This is a genomic window from Nonomuraea sp. NPDC050680 (assembly GCF_040654555.1).
GTDB lineage: Bacteria > Actinomycetota > Actinomycetes > Streptosporangiales > Streptosporangiaceae > Nonomuraea.
Map to the genome: position 1 here is coordinate 419933 of NZ_JBFAIF010000004.1, position 21086 is coordinate 441018.

Sequence of the window (21086 nt, forward strand, 5' to 3'; positions counted from 1 at the left end):
AACTCCGACCATCCTCACTACACCAAGCAGACCGCAAACTCCAGGCATCCACCCGGCAAGAGATATATCAGTGCTCGACCGCTATCATATTGTCCCTTCGTACACATCAAGGTATACGAGCGGCTCCTCCTTTACGGAAGCCTTCTTAAGTTGCTCCAGGACTTCTGGCTTGTCTTCAAAGTACGCCGGATCAAACGGACGCAGAGTCGCGTACGTTTCGCCCCAGCGGGCGGATTCCATCAACACGATCGTCGGCCGGTTCTGCGTTGTGATCACCCACTTGCGGGCTGCCAGTAGATCAGCCGCCTTGTCGAGCGCCTCTCGGCCGCTCGTGGCCCCGACGTCGATAACGAGCTCTCGCGAGACCTGTGTCTTGCCGTCTCTCTCGCTTTCATGGCTGGCTTCCGCCCGCACCTCGCCTATTCCGCGAACGTCGTCGAGAGCGGCGGGATCGACCCGCAGCGTCACTTTGGCCGAGGAGAACACGCACCCCGAAGCCATGAGGACCGCACCGAGGACGGTGGCGGCGATCCGGCCGATGCGGGCCGCCTTCTCCGTGAACCCTGCTCTTAGTCGCACTTGTCCCAGCCCACGCGGTTGCACTCCCAATATTCGTCGACTGCGTTACCAGGCTTCAGCCACTCCAGCATCTGGTATCGGCGCTTAATTCCGGTAGCGGCGGTCGAACCGCCGAGCGCTTTGTCCGTAAAACCGTTTTCTGCCCATGCCCGGAAACGTTCGCTATTGAGCTCCGTATTTCCAGATATAGGATTGTCAACCCATACCCCGGAACAGCCACAGTAGGCGATCGCCGCCTCATTGTTGTCCAGATAATGCTTGGCGCCGTCCTTCATATACCACACGTTCTCTTTGAGGTGTTCCATCCATGCGGCAGCCAAGTGTATGGCCCTGTTCGGATCCAGCGCCTGCTTCACAAAATCCCCAATCGGCCGGCTGTTCCACTTTTCCTTCCCGTACCACTTCATCATCATCATGCGGACCTTGTAGATCTCCAGTTGAGCCAGTCCGACGGACGCGCCCACTCCCTCGTTCTTCTCTCTGTCATTGTAGATCCCTAATAACAAGTCGCCGGTTAGACTGAGTGCGCCGTACTTGTTCGCCAGCGTGTTCATCTCCCAAAGTAGAACGGCCGTCAGAGCCCTTCTGCTGACGTGGTGATTGTCGGCTGCTCGATTGATGGTTCCATGGTATTTCAGGAGGTTCTGATATATGCTGTAAAACTTGAAGCGGGATGCAGCGGTTCCGTCTTTTGACATCAAAGCAGGTGCCGCGCGGCCGCCGGACTGAAGCGACGCGGCAACCTGCTGCATCTCTCGCCATTGCTTGAGCTTCGCGCTCCCAGGGTTAACCTTCGCCGCCCGTTCCATGGCTGCGACGCTTTCCAGGCCGCCGGCCTTCACCCAATTGAACGCCAACTGCGCGTCGGTCAGTGTGGGGGACCATGCTGCCATATAGGCCAGCTGTACCTTTTCGCTGGCGAACCAGAAGTTGGGCTGATCGACAGGTCGGCCGTTGGGCATGACCTTCCATCCGAGCTGAGCGAGCATTGATTCGCCCATGAGAGGGGGTTTCCATTGAGCTTCGGCGACCACGGCTGGGTCAACGTCGGCGCTGGCGCAGGACCAGATGTCGCAGGCGATGGCACCGCTTGAGTAGTTGCCGATGGAGCCGCAGCTGCCGATGCACAACCCGCTTCCTGCGCCACCTCCTCCAGCCACGATGCCTTGCTGAGCATAGATACCGGTGGCTGTTTGGTAGTCGACGCCTGGCGTGTAGGGGGAGTTCCAGGTGCCGCCGATGGCGTCGCCGGAGATGACGGTGGAGTGGCCGGTGGGGTCGGTGCCGGTCAGGGGTGAGGCGTTGGCGTAGGTGTAGCGGTTGGCTTGGACGGATGGGCTGGGGTTGAGGTCTGCGGTGTCGCGGCTGGTGAAGGCTCCGGTGCCGGGTTGGTACCAGCGGGCGTGCATGTTGACTTTGCCGGTGTCCGGGTCGGTGTATTCGCCTTGGTAGCCGAGGGTGGTTTTGGTTCCGGTTTGGGCGGTGATGGTGCCGAAGGGGTCGTAGGCGGTGGAGGTTTGCAGTGTGGTGGTGTAGGTGGCGACGAGGTCGCCGTGCATGTCGTTCAGTGCCGCTACCGCTGCGCTGGTGCCTTCCTTGAGGCCGAGCAGGGCGCCGCCGGGGTCGCGGCCGTACGTGGCTTGGATGGCGCCGCCGCTGTCGGTGATGACGGCCAGGTCGTTGCCGAGCCCGGAGTAGGCGAAGGTCTGCTTGGCGGTGCCGCGAATGCGGGAGGCGAGGCGGTCGAGGGCGTCGTAGCTGTAGAGGCTGTCGCCGTCGGCGATGAGCCGGTCGAAGGCGTCGAAGGTATAGGCGGTGGTGGCGCCGGCCTTGGTCTGGCCGGCCAGGGTGCCGCGCGGGGTGTAGGTGTAGTCGGTGCCATCGCCGGTGGTCAGACGGTTGCGTTCGTCGTAGGTGAACGTCGCGGTGCCGGCCTTGGTGCGGTTGCCCGCCTTGTCCCACTCATAAGCGGTGACTGCGCCGCCGGGGGCGGTCCAGGATGTTAAGCGCCCGGCGTGGTCGTAGCCGTAGGTGTTGGTGCCCGCCCCGGCGGTGCCCGCGGTGGTCTTGGTGGTGAGGTTGTCATCCTTGTCCCACCCGTAGGTGATCTTCGCGAGTTGGGTGCCAGTGCTGGTGCCCTTGCGCAGGGTCTGGGTTTCCAGCCGGTTCAGCTTGTCGTAGGTGAAGATCTGGGTGTCGACAGTGGTGGTGCCGGTCGTGGCGGTCAGCGAGGCCAGGTTGTTCTTGTCGTAGCCGTAGGTGATCTTCCGGCCAGTGACGGGGTCGGTGGCGGTGGCCGGGCGGTTGGCGTTGTCCCAGGTGAAGGTGGAGGTGCCGGCGGCGTCGATGCGCTGGGTGGGGTTGCCGAGCGCGTCGTAGCCGTAGGCGGTCTCCTGGGTGGTGCCACGGGAGACCTTCAACGGCAGGCTGCGGTCGTTGTAGTCGACCGTGAGATCGCCTGCGGTGGTGCGGCGTCCGGCCAGGTCGTAGCCGAAGGTGCGCTCGGCGCTCGCGGCGCCGCCGCCTGCGCCGGTTTCCTTGGTGAGGCGCTCGAGGTGGTCGAAGGTGCGGTCGATGCGTACGCCGCCGGGCTGGATGGTGGCCTTCTGGTTGCCGGCCGCGTCGTAGATCTGGGTCCAGGTGCGGTCGGCCAGGTCCGGGTGCGCCGTGGTGGCCGGCTCGGTCACCGTTTCGGCCAGGCCGAGGCTGTTATAGCTGATCCAGGTGGCGTTGCCGCGACCGTCAGTGGTGCGGGTGCGGGCGCCGGTGGCGTCGTAGCCGAAGCTCGTGGTGATCTGCTCGCCGGCCGAGACCGGTTCGATGAGCGAGGTGGCGCGGTTCAGCGCGTCGAAGGTCTGCTGGGTGATGTGACCTTCGGGGGAGGTGGTGCTGGTCGGGTTGCCCGCAAGGTCGTAGCCGTAGCCGTAGGTGCGCTGCACCGCGCCGGGGGTGTTCAGGTCTTTGACGGTGGTCTTGCGGCCGGCCAGGTCGTACTCGGCGACGCTGGCGTTGAGGTTCGGATCGGTGACCTTGGTCGGGCGTCCGGCCAGGTCGTAGTCCGTGGTGGTCTTGTTGGTTAGCGGATCGGTGACCGTAGTTGGTTCACCGGCCGCATTGACCGTGAAGCTGGTGACCTTGTTGCCCGGGGCGGTCTGCTTGAGCAACCGGCCCGCGTCGTCGTACTCCATGGTGGTGGTGTAGCTGGCGGTGGCGGGCTTGCGCTCGATCTGCGTGGCGGTGATCTGCCTGCCCAGGTCGTCGTAGGTGGCCTGGCTGCGCGCGCCGGTGGGGTCGATGCCGGCCAGTTTCTCTCCGGCCATGTCGTACTCGCTCACCCAGGTGCCCGCGGTTTGTCCATCGGGAGCGGGGTCGGTGACGCGGACCTGCCGGCCGAGCTGGTCATAGTCGTAGGAGGTGACGTTGCCGTTCGGGTCGGTGGTGGTTTTGCGCTGCCCGGCCGCGTCGTAGGCGTGCCGGACGGTCGTGGTGATCGCGCTGCCGCCCGGCGGCGTGTACGCCGGCGCGCCGGCGCTGGTCAACCGACCCACCTTGTCGAAGGTGGAGACGAAGGTGCGCCCCTCGGCGTCACGCTGGTGCGTCTGATTGCCCACCACGTCATAGCCGACCATGGTAGACGGGCGCGCCTGGGCGGCGGTGCCGTTTTTGTCCACCTGCACCTGGGGAGCGGTGGTCTCCACCAGCCGGTCCAGCGCGTCGTAGCGCAGCGTGGCGGTGTAGTCGGCGGCGTTCGCCCCGTCGGCGTTGCCACGCGGATCGGTGGTGGAGGTGACCAAGCCGCGATCGTCGTAACCGGTGGAGGAGACGATGTCCTGGGTGCCGTTCTCGACGGTCTGCTTGGTGGGCTGGTTGAGCTTGTTGTAGGCGTAGCTGGTGGTCTCGGTTCGGCCGGTATCGGTGGCGGCCGTCCGGGACGACTTGGTGATGTTGCCGTTGGCGTCGTAGGTCAAGGCGGTGGCGCGGGCCAGCCCGCCGGGGTCCAGGACCTGCTTGGTGAGCCTGCTGGCCGCGTCGTAGGTGAAGGTCGTGATGGTTTTGCCGTTACCGGTCATCTGCTCGGTCAAGTTGCCGGCCGCGTCGTACTCCTCGGCCTTGACCACCACATCGCGAGGCGTGGCAGAGGGGCTGTTCAGCCTGGCGCCAGCCGCGATCTGCTCCTGAAGCCGGTTATCCATCCAGTACTTGTTGGTGGTCTTGCGGCCCATCACGTCCACGCTGGTCTGCAGCCGCCCGCCCGCGTCGTAGCCGCGGGTCTCCAGCACCACGTCCTTGGCCGCCTCCGGGTTGACCGGGCTACCGGTCCAGCCCTTCAAAGTGCTGGAGATCAGCTCACCACGCTCGCTGTAGCCCGACTCGATCACCGTGCCACGCGCGTCAGTGGTGCGGATGGGCTGGCCGAGCGGGTTCCAGTCCTGCCGGGCGATGCCGCCCTCGGGGTTGGTGATGGAGTCCTGACGGCCGTGCGTGTCGTAGGTGTAGGTGGTGACGCGGTCCGGATCGCCGCCGGTCAGGTCGGCGATCGTCTGCGTCAGCGTGTTACCGTCCGGGTCATAGGTAGTACTGGTCTGCGCCGTATGCGTGACGTTGCTGAGCTCGTTCTTCACCGCGGGGGCGGTACTGGTGACCAGGCGGCCGCGATCGTCATAGGTGAAGATCGTCTTGGCGCCGTTCAGGACCGTCTGCGAGACGCGGGTGCTGGCCGTCATCCGGCCCAGCGAGTCGTAGTCCAGCTTGGTGACCAGGCCTTGGGGGTCGCTCTGCTCGGCCAGGTCACCTGCTGAGGTGTAGCGGTAGCTCCACTGGCTGCCCAGGGCGTCGGTCTTGGTCTTCACCAGACCGGCCGGAGTGCTACCGCCGCCGATCGCGGGCTCACTGCCGTCGGTGTAGACGGTGCTGATCGAGCGGCCCTGCGGGAAGTCCGCGGTGGCCGGGGTGGTCTGCTTGGTCTGCTCGCCGTAGGTGTTGTAGTCGGCCTTCGTGGCGTAGGTGTTGTCGGTGTCGCCAGCCGAGCGGCCGTCCCGGTAGGCCGTCACCTGGTCGTTGCGCGGGTCGAACGAGTCGTTCGGGTTGAGGTAGTAGGTCCAGAACTCGATCGCGCACTCGCCCGGCGCCCGGCAGTACTGCCGGCCCAGGGTGTTGCCGCGCTTGTCCTGGTAGATCTCGTTGGCGATGTCGTTGCGGTCGATCACCTTTTTGAGGAAGCCCGCCTGGTCGTACTCGTGCCAGGTGGTGTAGTTGCGCTGGTCGGTCTCGCCCCGGATGCGGTAGCCGCGCCAGGCGTCGTAGAGGTACGTGAGCGGCTTGTTGTTCGGGTCGGTCACGCTCACCTGCGCCTCGCCGGACTGCTGTTCGGTGGCGATGGCGCCGATCTTCCAGGTGCCGCCGTTGTTGTCGACGTGGGTGGCGATCCGGTCGCTCTTGTCGTCGTAGGTGTTGGAAGCCCAGACCCGGCCGGACGGCAGTGTGACCTTGGCGAGCTTGAACGGCGCACCGTTTCGGGCAGCGTAGTGGCCCCCCACCTCGGCCGCGGTGAGCGGCTGACCGTACAGCGCGACCTCATCCAGCTGGCCCTGAAACGGGAACGCCCCCACGGTCGAGGGCACGGCCGGGGACTTGGCCGGGTCGGTGACGCCGTTGCCGATGGTGGCGAACGTACGCCAGCCGGTCGCCGTCCCGGTCATGGTGCCGACCTGCTGGCCATCCAGGTACAGCGTCTGGTTCTGCCCGGCCACGCTCAGCGCCACGTGATGCCACTGACCCTCGTTCACCGCCGCAGCGGAGGTGATCGGGGTCATCACCGCGTCCAGCGAACCGCGCAGCTTGCCGTCGGTGCCCACGTACAGCATCGCCCCGCGCGCCAGGCTGCTGGTCTCGGCGGTGCCCGCGGCCATGATCACGCCGGACTGGGTGGTCTTGAACCACGCCTCCACCGACAACTGATCGCCCAGATGCGGGATCGTGCTGGAGGGCAGCTTCACCACCGAGCCCGCCTTGAACATGGCCGAGGTGTCGGTGGTACCGGCCAGCGCACCCTGCTGCGCCAGCGTGATGCCCTGGTAGGTCAGGTCCCCGGCGCCGGTGCCCAGGTCATCTCCGCTCGTGCCCGACGCCTCACCGAGCCGCCAGTAGCCGAACGGGTCGGAGTTGAGCACGCTGCTGCGATACAGCGACCCGCTGCCGTACTCATACGAGGTGCAGTTCGGCGCCGCCACCGGCGCGCACACCTGCGTCAACCTGCCGCCGTCATAGCCATACGTCCAGGTCAGCGCCTTGCCGTCTACCGGATCGCTGGAGATCGACGCCACCTGGTTCCCCTGCCAGGTGAACGTCAACGACCGGCCCCCGACACCGGTCACCTTGGCCAGCTTCCCCGCCGTGTCGTAGGTCAGGTTCTGAGCGCGGCCGCGCCCATCAGTGATCGACGTCAACCGGCCGACAGCGTCGAAGCGGTAATTGGCGGCCACCTTGTCCATCAACCGCCACGTGCCGCCGCTCTGCTCGGCCAACGTCGCATACATACCAGGCGGCGGCTGGAACGTGCCATCACCATTGGCCCGGAACCGCACCTGCCGCCCGCCCGGGTAGGTCACCAGCGCCGACGTCGACCCGCCGCGCACCTCCTTGACGACCTTCATGTCCCAGCGCGTCGACCAGCCCGCACCGAACATCCCGTCCGTCCGCGGATCCATGCTGTTGTAAGTACGCGCCACCGACAACGGCGGCCCCGCCGTCACCACCGTCAGATCAGTGGACGTGGTGGTGTAGTTTCCCGTCTGCTGATCGAACTCATGCCCGTCAACACCGCGATTGGCCAGCCCAGAGGTCACCGCCGGCTGCCGCACCCCGGTCACGAACGTCAACACCGGCGACACCGTGGTCGATGAATCCAACGAATCCTTGACGGTGACCGTCCACCAGTACTGCTTACCCCACGCCAGCTTGCTCGCCGGAACCTTCCAACTGTTGCCGTTGCCCGCCACATACCCCGACGTCGTACACCCGGTGCCGGACATCGACTCGACATCACACACCTTGAACGAATACGACAACGCGGAACCGCCGTTGTTGCTCTGCCCCCACGCCCGCAACACCGGCGTCAACGAATCGACCAGATACCCCTGCTTGGGATAGACATCCACCAACCCCGGCACGGCCAGCACCGACCGCTCCGCCGCCTCCGCCCTAGCCACCCCCGCCGGCAGGCCGTCCTGCTTGGCCTCGACCGTCGCCGAATCCAAAGTCCGGTCCTCACCTGGCACCGCCCCCTCAGGCACCTGCACGTCAGATCGCCAACCATCCGCAGGCGCCAGCGCTGCTGACACTCTCGTAGTAGGCAGCAGCGACGGCAAACCCTCAGCCGACCCAGCCATCTGCACCGGCACCATCAGCGAGGAACTACCACCGCCCATGGCGCCAACCACAGGGACCGCCACAGCAGGCGGCGCCTGCAACACGAGCAGGCCAGACGCCAGACCCGCGAGCGCAAAGATCGTTCCAACCGAACGCCGCCATGACGAGACCCGACGCATGCGTCACCACACTCCGAACCACACGAAGGACGCCGACAAGGCGCCAACCTTCGCTCTCCGCCGCAGCGAAACACACGTCCCCCGCGCAGCTCGGAGCCGATCATCATTCGATGATCAACGTAAGTAATTCCGACCTATCCGACAAGAGAGCCCGACCCGGTTGGACAGGTGCTTGCGGAGGGAGGCCGCGCTGCCCAGACCGCTCTTTTCGGCCACCTGATCCATGGGCAGCTCGGTGGTCTCCAGCAGTTCCCTGGCCCGGTCGACGCGCCGGTGCAGCAGCCACTGGAGTGGGCTCAGCCCGGTCTCCGCGTGGAATCGCCTGGTCAGGGTACGCACGCTTGTCTTGGCGTGTCCGGCCAGGTCGGCCAGGGTGAGTGGGCGATCAAGGTGCTCCAGCGCCCAGGCCCGGGTGGGAGCGAGTGAGGTGCCGCGCTCGGGAGGCAGCGGTGTCTCGATGAACTGGGACTGGCCGCCTGGCCGTACAGGAGAGACGACCGCGAGCCGCGCGGCCGCGTTGGCCACCGCCGCGCCATAGTCGAGCCTGACCAGATGCAGGCACAGGTCAATGGCGGCCGCGGCGCCCGCCGAGGTGAAGATGCCGCCGTCCTCGACGAAGAGGACGTCGGGCCGTACCTCGATCGACGGGAAGCGGGTGGCGAGGTCGTCGGCCAGCCCCCAGTGGGTGGTGGCGCGGCGCCCATCGAGCAGGCCGGCCTGGGCCAGCACGAACGCGCCCGTACACAGCGAGGCGATCCGGGCGCCGCCGGCCGCGGCTCCCCTCAAGGCGTCGAGAACTTCCGGGGGCGCCTGCTCGCCGCCGCTGCCGACGGCGAGCACCGTGTCCGCGCCGTCCAGCGCGTCCAGACCGTCCGCGACCACGACGTCGGGACCCCCGACGGTCGGCAGCGGGCCGGGCCGAGCCGTACAGACGCGCACGTCATAGTGCGGAACGCTGTTGAAGACCATGAAGGGGATCGAGATGTCGAAGCTCAGCACGGGGGGCACGACGACTGCGGCGACGCGGTGCATGGCCAGATCCTCCGGATAGTTGGCATTCCGGCCACTATGCCAGGAGGCCACGGGTCGGCACCGTTGTAGTCATGAAATTTCATGTGATCGTGGGTCGTGGGGCCACCGCGTCGAAGACCGCTCTGCTGCTGGCCGAGGACGGCGAGTGGGTACGGATGATCAGCCGCACCGGCGGTGGGCCCGAGCATCCGCTCATCGACAAGGTCGCCGCGGACGCGACCGACACCGATCGGCTCACCGAGCTGACCGAGGGGGCGGACACGCTGTTCACCACCGCCGCGCCGCCGTACCACACCTGGCCCGAGCTGTTCCCGATCCTGTCGGCGTCACTGCTCACCGCGGTGCAGCGGACCGGAGCCGCCTACGTCATGCTCGGCAATCTCTACGCCTACGGGTCGGTGGACGGGCCGATCACCCCAGACTTCCCGCTGGCCGCCGCCGGACCCAAAGGACGGGCCAGGGCGCGGGTATGGGATGAGGCCGCCTCCTCAGGGGTGAAGGTCACCGAGGTGCGGGCCGGCCAGTTCTACGGCGCCGGAGCCTTCTCGGTGTTCAGCTTCATGGTGCAGCGGCACGTACTGGAGGGCAGGCTCGTCCTGGTGCCGCAGGAGCTCGACGTGCCGCACAGCTACACGGCGATCGGCGACGCCGCGCGCACGCTGGTCGCCGCGAGCCGCGACGATCAGGCGTACGGCAGGGCGTGGCACGCGCCCACCTCGACCCTGTCGGTACGGGAGCTGGCCGGGCGACTCGCCGAACTCGCGGGGGCGCCGGAACCACGGATGGAAGAGATGACCGAACGCGACCGGACCCTGCTCGCGTACACCGACCCGCTCTGGGGGGAAATGCACGAAGTGCTCACCAAGCCCGGCCACCCGTTCGTCATCGACTACTCCGAAACCGAGAAGATCCTCGGCGTGAGTGCCACCCCGGTCGACGACGTGCTCCGCGAACTGATCTAGCGCCGGGAAGGGCCCTGGAGCGTGTTGCCCAGGGCCTGGGCGTGCCTTTATGGAGTTCCGGGCAGCGTCTTCAGCATGAATGGGAGAAACCGGTCAAAGACCATCATTGGCACCATCTTCGCGGGCTCGGCCTTGCTCGCGGCCGGGGCCTGCGGAAGTGCCCACCCTCAGTCCGGCACCATGAAGGCGGAGCCCGCGCGGGTTGTCATCCCCCTGCCCATGTCGACGCCGGGCGGTCCCCAGCAGGAACCCGGCGACATGGCGAGCCTCGAGAAAGCGGCCACCGCGGCCACGAACTCCGCCGAGGGCTCCCATGTCCTCTCGGTCCAGTCAGAGAACGACGGCAAGATCTGGGAGGTCCAACTGGCCGGACCCGATGGCACCGAGCGACTACTGGAAGTGGACGCGTCGGGAAAGGTGGTCTCGGAAGCCAGGTCCAAGGACACCGGTAAAGGGGAGAAGGCCAGGGTCATGGGGCTGATCAAGGACGCCAAGGTGACCTTCAAGGACGCGATGGAGAAGGTGTCGTCCTCGGTGTCGAAAGGCAAGATCACCCACATGAGTCTGGACAAGTACAACAACGACCTCCTCGTCTGGGATGTCGATGTCGTCAGCCCGGACGGCACCTGGCAGGGGCTCAAGATCGACGCCAAGACCGGCGCCGTGACCAAGAACGACTAGAGGCGGCGAGTCCGGCACTACGGTGTTTCGAGGCCGATCTGGTAGCGGCCGTTACGGTCGCGTTCCAGCGCGCCCCACGCGACCAGCTCACCGACCAGGCGGCGCGCCGTCGTCAGCGGCATCCTGGTCCACCGGCTGATGTCGGGACAGGGTCAGCCGGCGGCGTTCGCCGGAGAACGCGTCCAGAACACTGAGCACCCGGCTGGCCACCGACCGTGGGAAGTGGCCAATCGGCGGTGCACCGGCTGCTAACGCTTCCCAACGGGCATTCCCCCGTATGGGGGAGGTTTTTCACCCAGGAGAGGGAGATCGCCAGAGGATGGCGGGCATTACCGTGGGCGGCCATGAGATCACGTACGCGGCCGACGCTGCTGGGCGCAGGCTGGGCAGGAGCGGCCGCGCTCACGCTGGTGGCGCCGGGAAACCTGGTCATGCGGCTGGCGTTCGGCAAGCTCGGCGACCCCGCGCTCGTCTGGCAGGTACTGCTTGCCGCACTGGGGTTGCTGCTCGCGCTGACTACCACCTGCTACGGCACACGCACCGCCCCACGCCCGCACGAGCGCCGGGCCGATGGGACGATCCGTCCCGCGCTCTGGGCCAAGGTGGTGACCTGGGTGGCGGCCGGCGTGCCGGTGCTGGGCTTCTCGGTTCCGCACCTGTTGTGGGGGCTGGGCGTACCGCTTGGTGTAGCGGCGGACTCCCGCTCCGGCTTGACAGAGCTGGGCGGCTCGGCGGTGTTCTGGGCTTTGCTCGTTGCCGGACCGGCCGCCGGGGCCCTGCTCACGCTGGGTCTGATCAGCCGATGGGGCCAAGTCGTCCCGGGGTGGGTGCCGTTCGCGGGGCGGCGCCGGGTACCGCGTGGCCTGGCGGTCGTTCCAGCGGCGGTGGTGGGTCTGCTGGTCGGCCAGTACGGGGCGATGATGACCAAATGCCTGGCGTTCGGCATGACCCGTACCTGCGCGCCCGACGGCGGTGCCATGATCCTCGACGGGAGCTGGGGGTTCGCAGGGACCTATCCGGTCTTCCTGGTCTGGGGCGTGTTCCTGCTCGCCGCCACCGTGGGCTACCTTCACACCACTGAGCAAAGAGCCTGACAGCCGGGCATGACGGCCGATGTCGCCATGCCCGGCTGTCGAAGCCAACTGGTCAGAAGTGCTTCTCGACCTGGGTCATGCCTTCGTACCAGGGCTTGGCGTAGGTGTTGCCGGGCGCGGCGACGTCGCTCGCGCAGGTCAGGAAGGCCGCTGGGGTTCGGGCAGCGCGAACTCCACCGGAGCACCCGCGCTGCCGAGCCAGGCCGTAGGGCTCGGCGACGAAGAACCCTCCTGTCTTGGTGAACCGGCACGAATCCGGCCGCCCTCACTGTGGCGTACGGTCGCGGGTGACATCGACTACTCGGAGGGCCGGCAGGTTGATCGCGGTCAGGGAACTACACGAGATCGCGGAGTTCGAGGGACTGTTCGCGCTGTTCGACGGCATCTGGCGGTTCGACCAGGGCGGGCAGCCGATCACGGTCGAGCTGATGCGGGCGCTGTCGCACGCGGGCGGCTACGTCGCGGGCGCCTTCGACGGCGACCGGATGGCCGGCGGGTCCGTCGGGTTCCTCGCGGCGGGCAACGCGCTGCACTCCCACATCACCGGCGCCTCCGCCGGACGCGGCATCGGGTTCGAGATCAAGCTGCACCAGCGCCGGTGGGCACTGGAACGCGAGCTGGGACGGGTCACCTGGACCTACGACCCGCTGGTGCGCCGCAACGCCCATTTCAACCTGGCCAAGCTGGGCGCCCGGCCGCGCGAATACCTGGCCAGCTTCTACGGCATCATGGACGACGAGATCAACCAGGGCGACGAGTCCGACCGGATGCTGGCCGTCTGGGAGCTGTCCGCGCCGCATGTCGAGGCCCTGGCCAGGCGGCAGCCGTGGCCGGTCCACGTGCCGGGCGACGCGGTGGTGGGCCTGGCCGACGACGGGGGCCGGCCGGTGCCGGGCCGTACGGACGCCGCGGTGGTGCTGGTGGCCGCGCCTCCCGACATCGAGGGGTTGCGCCGGGCCGACCCGGGAACGGCCAAGGCATGGCGTCACGCCATGCGGGACGTCCTGGGCGGCATGATCGCCGAAGGCCGCGTCGTCACCGGGTTCCATCAGAAGTCCTTTTACGTAGTGGAGAAAGCGTGAAGATCACCGGAGTTGAGCTGCGGCGGATCGCGATGCCGTTGGTGGCGCCGTTCCGCACCTCGTTCGGCACCGAGACGGCCCGTGACGTGCTGCTGGTACGGGTCGTGACGCCCGACGCCGAGGGCTGGGGCGAGTGCGTGGCCATGTCGGAGCCGCTCTACTCCCCCGAGTACGTCGACGGCGCGGCCGAGGTGATCCGGCGCTTCCTGCTGCCCGCCCTGCCCCGCACCCTCGACGCGAACGCCGTCGGCCGTGCCCTGGAGCCGATCAAGGGGCACCGGATGGCCAAGGCCGCCCTGGAGACGGCCGTGCTGGACGCCCAGCTCAGGGCGTCGGGCGAGTCATTCGGCCGGTTCCTCGGCGCGGACCGTGACCGGGTGCCGTGCGGGGTCTCCGTCGGCATCATGGACTCGATCCCGCAACTGCTCGACGCCGTCGAGGGCTACCTCGATGAGGGGTACGTGCGGATCAAGCTGAAGATCGAGCCCGGCTGGGACGTGGAGCCGGTCAGGGCGGTGCGCGAGCGGTTCGGCGACGACGTTCTGCTCCAGGTCGACGCGAACGCCGCCTACACGCTCGTGGACGCCCGCCAGCTGGCCAAGCTGGACGACTTCGGCCTGCTGCTCATCGAGCAGCCCCTGGCCAACGACGACTTCGTCCAGCACGCCAAGCTGGCCAAGCAGTTGCGGACGCCGATCTGCCTGGATGAGTCGATCGAGTCGGTCGAGCACGCCGCGGCGGCGATCGCGCTGGGCTCGTGCTCGATCGTCAACGTCAAGCCCGGCCGGATCGGCGGTTACCTGGAGGCCCGCCGCATCCACGACCTGTGCCGGGCGAACGGGATCGCGGTGTGGTGCGGCGGCATGCTGGAGACCGGGCTCGGCCGGGCCGCGAACGTGGCGCTGGCCGCGCTGCCCGGGTTCACGCTGCCGGGCGACACCTCGGCCTCGCGCCGCTACTTCGCCACCGACATCACCGAGCCGTTCGAGCTGAGCGACGGCCACCTGGCGGTGCCGACCGGGCCGGGGCTGGGCGTCGCGCCCATTCAGGCCGTGCTCGACGAGGTCACCACCTCCACGGAGTGGATCACCCTCTGAGCCCTCCGATAAGTCCTCCGGTGACCACGCGGGTGAGCACTCCGGTGACCACTCAGGTGAGCCGGGGCACCGCCTCCAGGAGTGCACGCGTGTAGTCGTGGGCGGGCTCGCCGACCACCCGCTCCGTGGGCCCGGACTCGACGACGCGGCCCTGGTGCATGACCGCGACGACGTCGGAGACGTACCGGACGACCGCCAGGTTGTGCGAGATGAACAGCATCGACAGGCCCAGCTCGTCGCGGAGCGAGCGCACCAGGTTGAGCACCGCGCCCTGGACGGACACGTCGAGCGCGCTGGTGATCTCGTCGGCGACCAGCAGGTCGGGCGCGGCGCCGAGCGCCCTGGCGATGGCGACCCGCTGCCGCTGTCCGCCGGACAGCTCGCGCGGGTAGCGCCGGGCCAGGTCGACGGGAAGCGAGACGAGCCCCAGCAGCCGCTCCACCTCGGCCCGCCTCGTCGCACGGTCCGCCCGCACTCCCTCCCCCACCGACCCGCCGACCGTCATGCGCGGGTCCAGGGAGGCGTACGGGTCCTGGAAGACCATCTGGACGTTGTTCGCCCCGTCGATCCGGCCCGTGTACGGCACCAGGCCGCTCACCGCCCTGGCCAGCGACGACTTGCCCGACCCCGACTCGCCGACGAGCCCGACGATCCGGCCAGGAGGGATCTCCAGCGTGACCCGGTCGACCGCGGTGAACGCGCCGAAGCGCACGGTCAGGTCTTCGATGATCATTTGACCTCCCAGCAGGCCACGCGGCCCGCCTCGCCGTACGGGATGAGCGGGGGACGTTCGGCGGAGCAGCGGGCGGTCGCCAGGGCGCACCGGTCCGCGAAGGCGCAGCCGGGGCCCACGTCCGCGGGGGCGGGCTGGCGGCCGGGGATGCTCGCGAGAGGTTTGTCCCGGTCGGTGGCCATGTCGGGCAGGGAGGCGATGAGCGCCCGCGTGTACGGGTGCGCGGCCTCGGCGGCCAGCCGGGAGACGGGCAGCTCCTCCACGACCCGGCCCGCGTACATGACCATGACCCGGTCGCACAGCTCGCCCACCACGGCGATGTCGTGCGTGATGAACAGCGCGGCCGCGCCGCTCCCCTCGGTGACCTCGCGCAGCAGCCGCAGGATCTGCCGTTGCACGGTCACGTCGAGCGCCGTGGTCGGCTCGTCGGCGATGATCAACCGTGGCGTGGCCATGAGGCCCATCGCGATCACCGCGCGCTGCCGCATGCCGCCGGACAGCTCGTGCGGGTGCTGCCGAGCGCGCGCGGCCGGGTCCGGCAGGTGGACGTGGCCGAGCCGATCCACGGCCCGCCGGTTCGCCTCGGCCCGCCCGGCGCCCTGGTGCACCCTCGCCACCTCGGCGAGCTGCCCGCCCACCCGCAGCGCCGGGTTGAGCGAGGCCATGGGGTCCTGGAACACCATGGCCAGCGCCGTGCCGAGCTCCTTGCCCGACAGCGAAGCGACGTCCCGGCCACCGAGCAGCAGCCGCCCGTAGGCGACCGTGCCCGGGTAGGGGACGAGCCCGCCGATCGCGGCGGCGGTCAGGCTCTTGCCGCTGCCCGACTCCCCCACCAGGCCGACGATCTCGCCGGGAGCGATGGTCAGCGACAGCCCGCGCACCGGTGTCACGCCGCCGGGGAACGCGACGGTCAGGTCCCTGACCTCCAGCACCGCGCCGGGGTCCGGCTCGCCGGGATCGGGCGCTACCGCCGCGTCCGACGCCTTCCCGGCCGCGGCGGTACGGGCGGCGGCCTTGGCCATGGCGTCGCCCAGCAGGTTGAACCCGATGCCGGCGAGCGCGATGGCCGCCGCCGGGCCGAGGGCGACCTCGGGCGTCACGTAGATGCGGGCGAACCCGTCGAACAGCAGCCTGCCCCAGTCGAACGACGGCGGCTGCACGCCCAGGCCGAGGAACGACATCCCGGCCAGGCCGAGCAGGGCGCCGCCGAGCGCCTGGGTGAGCTGCAGGATGAGCGGCTCGGCGATGTTGGGCAGTACGTGCCCGGTCAGGATCCGGCGGCGGGGCACGCCGAGCATGCGCGCGGCCGACACGTAGTCGGATCCGGCGACGGTCGCGGCCAGCGTCTGGGTGAGCCGGGCGAATCCGGGCGCGATGGCGACCCCGATGCCCAGGACCGCGCCGCGGGCGCCCAGCCCGGAGACCACCGCCGTGAACATGGCCAGCAGCAGCCCGGGGAAGGCGACCAGGGCGTTGACCGCTCCGGTGATCAGCCGGGCGGGCCGGCCCGGCAGCACGGACGGGAGAGCGCCGAGCACGATCCCGGCCAGACCGCCGATGAGCGTGGCGGCCAGCGCCAGCGCCAGGGAGAAGCGGCCGGCCACGAGCACCCTGGCGAGCAGGTCGCGGCCCAGGCTGTCGGTGCCGAGCGGGTGGGCGGCGGACGCGCCCTGGAGGATGGCCGCCGCATCGATGCGCTCGGCGCTCGTGCCCCAGATGGGCGGCCCGACGACGGCCAGCACGATCATGGCCGCGACGAGCACCGCTCCGGCGACCGCCGCGGGCGTGCGCGGCAGGCGGGGCTTCACGCGGAACTCCTTGGCTGTAGGGCCTTCACGCGGCACTCCCCGCGCTTGTGCGGCGGGCGGGGTTTCACTTATGCCTCCCTGATCTTGGAGGTGGGGTCGAGCGCGGCCAGGGCCAGGTCGACGGCGAGGTTCACGACGAGCACGATCGCGCCGTAGACGAGGATGACGCCCTGGGCGACCGGATAGTCCTTCTGAGTGATCGACTCGACGATCTTCAGGCCGAGCCCCGGCCAGGCGAAGACGTACTCGACCAGCACGCTGCCCGCGATCAGCGCCGAGAGCAGCAGGCCGCCCAGGGTGAGGGTGGCGGTGAGCGTGTTGGGCAGCACGTGCCTGAGGTAGAGGCGGGCGGCGGGCAGGCGTTTGGCGCGCGCCAGCCGTACGTAGTCGGTGCCCAGCTCGCGCAGCGTCTCCGCGCGGGAGATACGGGCGATCATCGCGATCGGGCCGATCGCCAGAGCGAGGACGGGCAGCACGTACGAGACGGCGCCCGCCTTGCCCGCGGGCGGGAACGCGCCGAGGCCGATGGCGAAGACGGTCACCAGCGCGATCGAATACAGGAACTCGGGCACGGCGACGGCGGTGCCCGTCACGGTGGTGAAGGCGTATTCGGTGCCCCGGTTGCGGCCGTTCTCGGTGCGGACGGCCGCCCACATGCCGAGCGGCACCGCCACCAGCAGCGCCACCACGGTCGCCAGCAGGGCCAGGGCCAGCGTGTTGGGGAGCCGGGCGGCGACGATCTCGACTACCGGCTCGCCCGACAGGAACGAGGTCCCGAAATTTCCGGACAGAACGTGGCCCGTGTACGTGAGGAACTGCTCGGGGATCGACCGGTCGAGCCCCAGCGCCGCCGTACGCGCCTGGACGAGCTCGATCGGCGCGGCCGGCCCGAGCGACGCCCGTACCGGGTCGCCCGGGATGAGGTGGATCATCGCGAAGGACGCGACGAGCAGCGCGGCGAGCGAGACGGCGAACCGCACGACCTGCCGCACCACCCACCGCGACCCGCGTGACCGCACCCGGCGCGGCGAGCCGGGTCCGGTCGTGTGGAGCTCGCGCACTCAGCCTCCCCGCGTGAGGCGGATCGAGGTCGGCACGAGGTCCCCTGCCATCATGCGGAAGGTGCCGCCCTTGCCGGCGGCCAGGATGGTGTTCTCCACCACCGGCACCAGATCACTGTTCTCGAACAGGGCCGACTCGGCCTCCAGCCACAGCTTGCAGCCTTCGGCCGCCGGCTTCCCCGAGGCTTGCGTGACGAGCGAGGTGTAGCGGGAGTTGGTCAGGTGCGCGAAGTTGGCGCCCTTGGGCGCGGCCGGCCCCGACAGGAAGCCGACGAGCTGGCTGGGCAGGGTGACGGCGATCGGCAGCCAGATGGCGTCCCAGTCCTGGGTGACGTTGAGCGACTCCGCCAGCTTGGCGTCGATGATGCCGTTCAGCTTCACCTCGACGCCGACCTTCTTCCAGGCGGCGCCCAGGTACTCGGCCGCCGCCTGCACCCCGGATCCCCTGGTGGTGGGATAGACGAAGCGCAGCGTCAGCCGCTTGCCGTCCTTGACTCTGACGCCGTCGGCGCCGGCTCGCCACCCCGCCGCGTCCAGGGCGGCGGCGGCCGCGGCCGGGTCGGTGGCGGGCACGTGCCCGGTGACCGTGTCGCCCTGGCAGGGCCGCGGGTCGAGGACGAGCCCGGTGGCGGGCCGGCCGGTCCCGCTGGCGGCGATCCCGGACAGCTCCTTGAGGTTGACGGCCTGGGTGAGCGCCTTGCGTACGGCCGGGTCGTGGGTCGGCCGGTCGTCACCCTGGTGGTAGAAGAACTGGCCGTTCCCGTGGGGCAGGACGTTCTTGACGACTCCCGGGGTGGCCGCCACGCGGGCGCGGTCGGGGCCGTAGAAGGTGGCGCCGTTGAGCGTGCCGGCGACGAGCAGGTTGGCGGCGGTCTGCTCGTTGGGCACGACCTTGAGCGTGACCGTCTCAGGCAGGTCCTTGGCCGTGGCCCCGCCGGGACCCCAGACGTACTCCCTGCGGACCTTGAAGGTGTAGTGGTCTCCCGAGACCGACTCGGTGAGCCGGTAGGGGCCGGAGCCGGAGGTGCCGTGGGCGAGCACCGAGCGGTCCTTGACGCCCTTGCCGCACACGATGAACATCTGCTGGGTGCTCTCCATGATGAAGCTGAAGGGCTCGGGCGTGGACAGGGTCACGGTGCCCGCCGCGTCGTCCGCCTTGGCCTTCATCCCGGTGGGCACGAGAACGCCGTAGATGGGCGACTTGGTGGCGGGGTCGGCGATGTGGTTGACGTTCTCGGCCACGTCTGAGGGGGTGAGCTTGGCGCCGTCGGAGCACGTCGCGTCCTTGCGCAGGGTGAAGGTCACCGAGTCGGGCTTGACCTGCCACTTCTCGGCGAGTCCCGGGACGATCCGGCCGTCGGCGCCGACGCCGACGAGTGTGTCGTACGCGAACGCGAGCACCTGGTTGGTGACCGACAGCACGCCCATGGCGGGGTCGAGCACGCCGGGGTCGGCGCTGATGGCGAAGGAGAACGTGCCGCCGGTGACCGGCGCGCCCGTCCCCGAGCCGGTGCCTGTTTCTGTGCCCGCAGTGCCGCCGCAGGCCGCGGCGAGCAGGGCCAGCGCGACGAGCGCGGCTGGTTTTCTCATGTGGGGCGCTCCAGGGGAGTGGGATCTGAGGCACCACCCTGGTCGCTGACCGTAGATCGTTCTTCGTGCGCTGTAACGAAAAGCGCGGCTGGCGTGGTGCTATCGCCCGAAGATGCGCATCTGGAGCATGACGGTGAGCCGGGCGTCGGCATCGGACAGGTCCAGCCCGCTGATCTCGGTGAGCCGCTTGAGCCGGTACCTGAAGGTGTTGGCGTGTACGTGGACCCTGGCCGAGGCGGCGTTGACGTCGCCGAACGCGTCGAGGTAGGCCCGCAGCGTGGCGACCAGGTCACTGCCGTGCTCGGCGTCGTGGTCGAGCAGCCGCTGGTAAGGGCCGGTCGGCGCCTGATCCTCCGCCGCCGCCACGTCGGCGACCTGGAGCAGCAGCGACTCGAAGTGCACGGCGGTGTAGCCGGCGACCTGGCCCGTCGCGCCGCGGGCGAGCAGCACGCGCAGCGCCCGGTCGGCGTCCGCGCGGGACCTGGCGACATGGGCGAGGCTGGCGGCCAGGCGGCCGACGCCGATGCTGGCCGAGTGCCGGGGCCCGACTCTGGCCAGGAAGCTCTCCGCCACGCGTACGGCCCGCGCCTCCTCCTCACCGCCCGCCTGCAGCGGCAGCACGGCGTAGGCCACCGAGCCGACGAGCGCGGCGGCCGCCTTGGGGTGGATGGCGCCGACGTGCAGCGCGAGCGCGTCGGCGAAGCGCTGCCGGTCGCTTTCGGCGCGCGCCGGGTCGTCGTCGGCGGGGTGCGCGAGCTGGACGGCGAGCACGCACAACCGGGCGGTGGCGATGCCGAGCCGCGCGGCGGCCTCGGGCGCGTCGGCGCCGCCCGCGAGCACGGTGGACAGCAGGTCGCTGCGGAGCCGCCGCTGGGTGTCGGCTCCGGCCCGCTCGCGCAGCAGCTGCAGGGCGACGATCTTGGCCGCGTCGGCGAGCGCGCGCTGCCGCTGGGGCGTGAGCGGCTCGCGGACGGCGGCCCAGATGGAACCGAGGATCTCGTCACCCGTCCGCACGGCGACGGCCGCCCGGTTGATGCTGTCGCCGTCGAGTTCGAGGTAGACGGGCTCGTGGCTCTGGTAGAGCAGCTTGAAGAAGCCGTTCTCGTCGAGCATCCGCTGGTAGCGCTCGGGCACCTGGCGGCCGAGCACGGTGTCGATCCGGCCCTGGTCGGCCTCGTCCTGCCGTTCGGAGTAGGCCAGCACCCGCGCGGACCTGTCCTCGATCGTGACGGGCGCGTCGAGCAGCGCGCAGACCGCGTTGGCCAGGGAGAACAGGTCGCCCTGCGGCCCCTCCCCCGGCCCGCCCAGGTCGCCCTCCGCCAGCAGGGAGCGCAGCAGCGCGGCGACCTGGGCCCAGGAGGCGGCCCTGGTGAGGCCGAGTACGGCCACACCGGTCTCCAGCACGGTCGCGCGCACCTGCTCGTCGGCGTCCACGGGCAGCTTGACCACCACGCCGGCCGCCGCCGGGGCCCGCGTGATCAGCTCGCAGATCTCCGCCGTGCCCTGCACGCCGACCGCCAGCAGGATGCCGCCCGGCGGGACGATCAGCTCGTCGAGCGGATCGAAGATGTGCACCCCCGTCACCTCGGCATCGAGGTCGCCCGGCGAGGCGGCCACGTCGATCACAGTGCTGCCGAGGTCGTGCAGGATCCGTCCTAGGCTGGCGCGCGGGCGCTCGTTCATCCGCTCACCGTAGTCCGGTCCGAGGCCGGTGAGTGTGCGGCCGTATTCGGGTCCGAAGCCGGTGAACGGGCGGCCGTGGTCCGGCCCGGAGTGGGTGAGCGGGCGGCCGTCCGCCCGCTCACCGTGGCCCGGCATGT

14 protein-coding genes are annotated in these 21086 nt (G+C 69.3%); 5 read left to right on the plus strand and 9 right to left on the minus strand.

Annotated elements, in window-relative coordinates; translation table 11 throughout:
- Nucleotides 1–84: 84 nt before the first annotated feature.
- The 3 genes from AB0H88_RS17665 to AB0H88_RS17675 all read right to left on the minus strand — a co-directional run bounded on the left by AB0H88_RS17665 (nt 85) and on the right by AB0H88_RS17675 (nt 9158).
- On the minus strand, nt 85–579 hold the full coding sequence (locus AB0H88_RS17665) for a hypothetical protein (RefSeq protein ID WP_357645542.1): 495 nt from the start codon (nt 577–579) through the stop codon (nt 85–87).
- Complete coding sequence (locus AB0H88_RS17670; RefSeq protein ID WP_357645544.1) at nt 570–7835, minus strand: LamG-like jellyroll fold domain-containing protein; 7266 nt, start codon at nt 7833–7835, stop codon at nt 570–572. Before AB0H88_RS17670 ends, AB0H88_RS17665 begins: the two co-directional genes overlap by 10 nt.
- 405 nt (nt 7836–8240) lie before the next feature.
- Entirely contained in the window at nt 8241–9158 is a 918-nt protein-coding gene (locus AB0H88_RS17675) for a helix-turn-helix domain-containing protein (RefSeq protein ID WP_357645546.1), read from the minus strand.
- 71 nt (nt 9159–9229) lie between these two features.
- On the opposite strand from AB0H88_RS17675, the gene AB0H88_RS17680 reads away from it, so the two are divergent.
- Nucleotides 9230–10120, plus strand: a complete 891-nt coding sequence (locus tag AB0H88_RS17680; RefSeq protein WP_357645548.1) for an NAD-dependent epimerase — start codon at nt 9230–9232, stop codon at nt 10118–10120.
- A 180-nt stretch (nt 10121–10300) separates the two neighbouring features.
- Nucleotides 10301–10801 (plus strand): PepSY domain-containing protein, encoded by a 501-nt coding sequence (locus AB0H88_RS17685; protein WP_357645550.1) that lies wholly within the window; start codon nt 10301–10303, stop codon nt 10799–10801.
- A 17-nt stretch (nt 10802–10818) separates the two neighbouring features.
- Here the strand turns inward: AB0H88_RS17685 and AB0H88_RS17690 are convergent, their stop codons facing one another.
- Nucleotides 10819–10941, minus strand: a complete 123-nt coding sequence (locus tag AB0H88_RS17690) for a hypothetical protein (RefSeq protein WP_357646396.1) — start codon at nt 10939–10941, stop codon at nt 10819–10821.
- A 204-nt stretch (nt 10942–11145) separates the two neighbouring features.
- Here AB0H88_RS17690 and AB0H88_RS17695 point away from each other — a divergent pair, with 204 nt between their 5' ends.
- The 3 genes from AB0H88_RS17695 (at nt 11146) to menC (ending at nt 14074) form a co-directional block, all read left to right on the plus strand.
- Nucleotides 11146–11895: a hypothetical protein gene (locus AB0H88_RS17695; protein WP_357645552.1), complete on the plus strand. Its 750-nt coding sequence runs from the start codon at nt 11146–11148 to the stop codon at nt 11893–11895.
- Between the two features lie 287 nt (nt 11896–12182).
- Nucleotides 12183–12977, plus strand: a complete 795-nt coding sequence (locus tag AB0H88_RS17700) for a GNAT family N-acetyltransferase (RefSeq protein ID WP_357645554.1) — start codon at nt 12183–12185, stop codon at nt 12975–12977.
- Nucleotides 12974–14074, plus strand: coding sequence for an o-succinylbenzoate synthase (gene menC, locus AB0H88_RS17705; protein ID WP_357645556.1), 1101 nt, complete (start codon nt 12974–12976; stop codon nt 14072–14074). The genes AB0H88_RS17700 and menC overlap by 4 nt, the downstream gene beginning before the upstream one ends.
- A 52-nt stretch (nt 14075–14126) precedes the next feature.
- Here the strand turns inward: menC and AB0H88_RS17710 are convergent, their stop codons facing one another.
- The 5 genes from AB0H88_RS17710 to AB0H88_RS17730 all read right to left on the minus strand — a co-directional run bounded on the left by AB0H88_RS17710 (nt 14127) and on the right by AB0H88_RS17730 (nt 21084).
- Entirely contained in the window at nt 14127–14807 is a 681-nt protein-coding gene (locus AB0H88_RS17710) for an ATP-binding cassette domain-containing protein (protein ID WP_357645558.1), read from the minus strand.
- A complete protein-coding gene (locus AB0H88_RS17715; RefSeq protein ID WP_357645561.1) occupies nt 14804–16615 on the minus strand; it encodes a dipeptide/oligopeptide/nickel ABC transporter permease/ATP-binding protein in 1812 nt (603 codons plus the stop codon). The genes AB0H88_RS17710 and AB0H88_RS17715 overlap by 4 nt, the downstream gene beginning before the upstream one ends.
- Before the next feature lie 68 nt (nt 16616–16683).
- Nucleotides 16684–17676, minus strand: a complete 993-nt coding sequence (locus AB0H88_RS17720; protein WP_357645563.1) for an ABC transporter permease — start codon at nt 17674–17676, stop codon at nt 16684–16686.
- Nucleotides 17677–19266 (minus strand): ABC transporter substrate-binding protein, encoded by a 1590-nt coding sequence (locus AB0H88_RS17725; protein WP_357645565.1) that lies wholly within the window; start codon nt 19264–19266, stop codon nt 17677–17679.
- A 99-nt stretch (nt 19267–19365) separates the two neighbouring features.
- On the minus strand, nt 19366–21084 hold the full coding sequence (locus AB0H88_RS17730; RefSeq protein ID WP_357645567.1) for a helix-turn-helix domain-containing protein: 1719 nt from the start codon (nt 21082–21084) through the stop codon (nt 19366–19368).
- Between the last annotated feature and the right edge of the window lie 2 nt (nt 21085–21086).

Excerpts from the sequence above, each read along its gene's own strand:
- AB0H88_RS17685 (WP_357645550.1), top strand. The coding sequence starts at position 10,301 with ATGAAGGCGGAGCCCGCGCGGGTTGTCATCCCCCTGCCCATGTCGACG.
- AB0H88_RS17710 (WP_357645558.1), bottom strand. The coding sequence starts at position 14,807 with ATGATCATCGAAGACCTGACCGTGCGCTTCGGCGCGTTCACCGCGGTC.
- AB0H88_RS17695 (WP_357645552.1), top strand. The coding sequence starts at position 11,146 with ATGAGATCACGTACGCGGCCGACGCTGCTGGGCGCAGGCTGGGCAGGA.
- AB0H88_RS17725 (WP_357645565.1), bottom strand. The coding sequence starts at position 19,266 with ATGAGAAAACCAGCCGCGCTCGTCGCGCTGGCCCTGCTCGCCGCGGCC.
- AB0H88_RS17730 (WP_357645567.1), bottom strand. The coding sequence starts at position 21,084 with ATGCCGGGCCACGGTGAGCGGGCGGACGGCCGCCCGCTCACCCACTCC.
- AB0H88_RS17680 (WP_357645548.1), top strand. The coding sequence starts at position 9,230 with ATGAAATTTCATGTGATCGTGGGTCGTGGGGCCACCGCGTCGAAGACC.
- AB0H88_RS17675 (WP_357645546.1), bottom strand. The coding sequence starts at position 9,158 with ATGCACCGCGTCGCCGCAGTCGTCGTGCCCCCCGTGCTGAGCTTCGAC.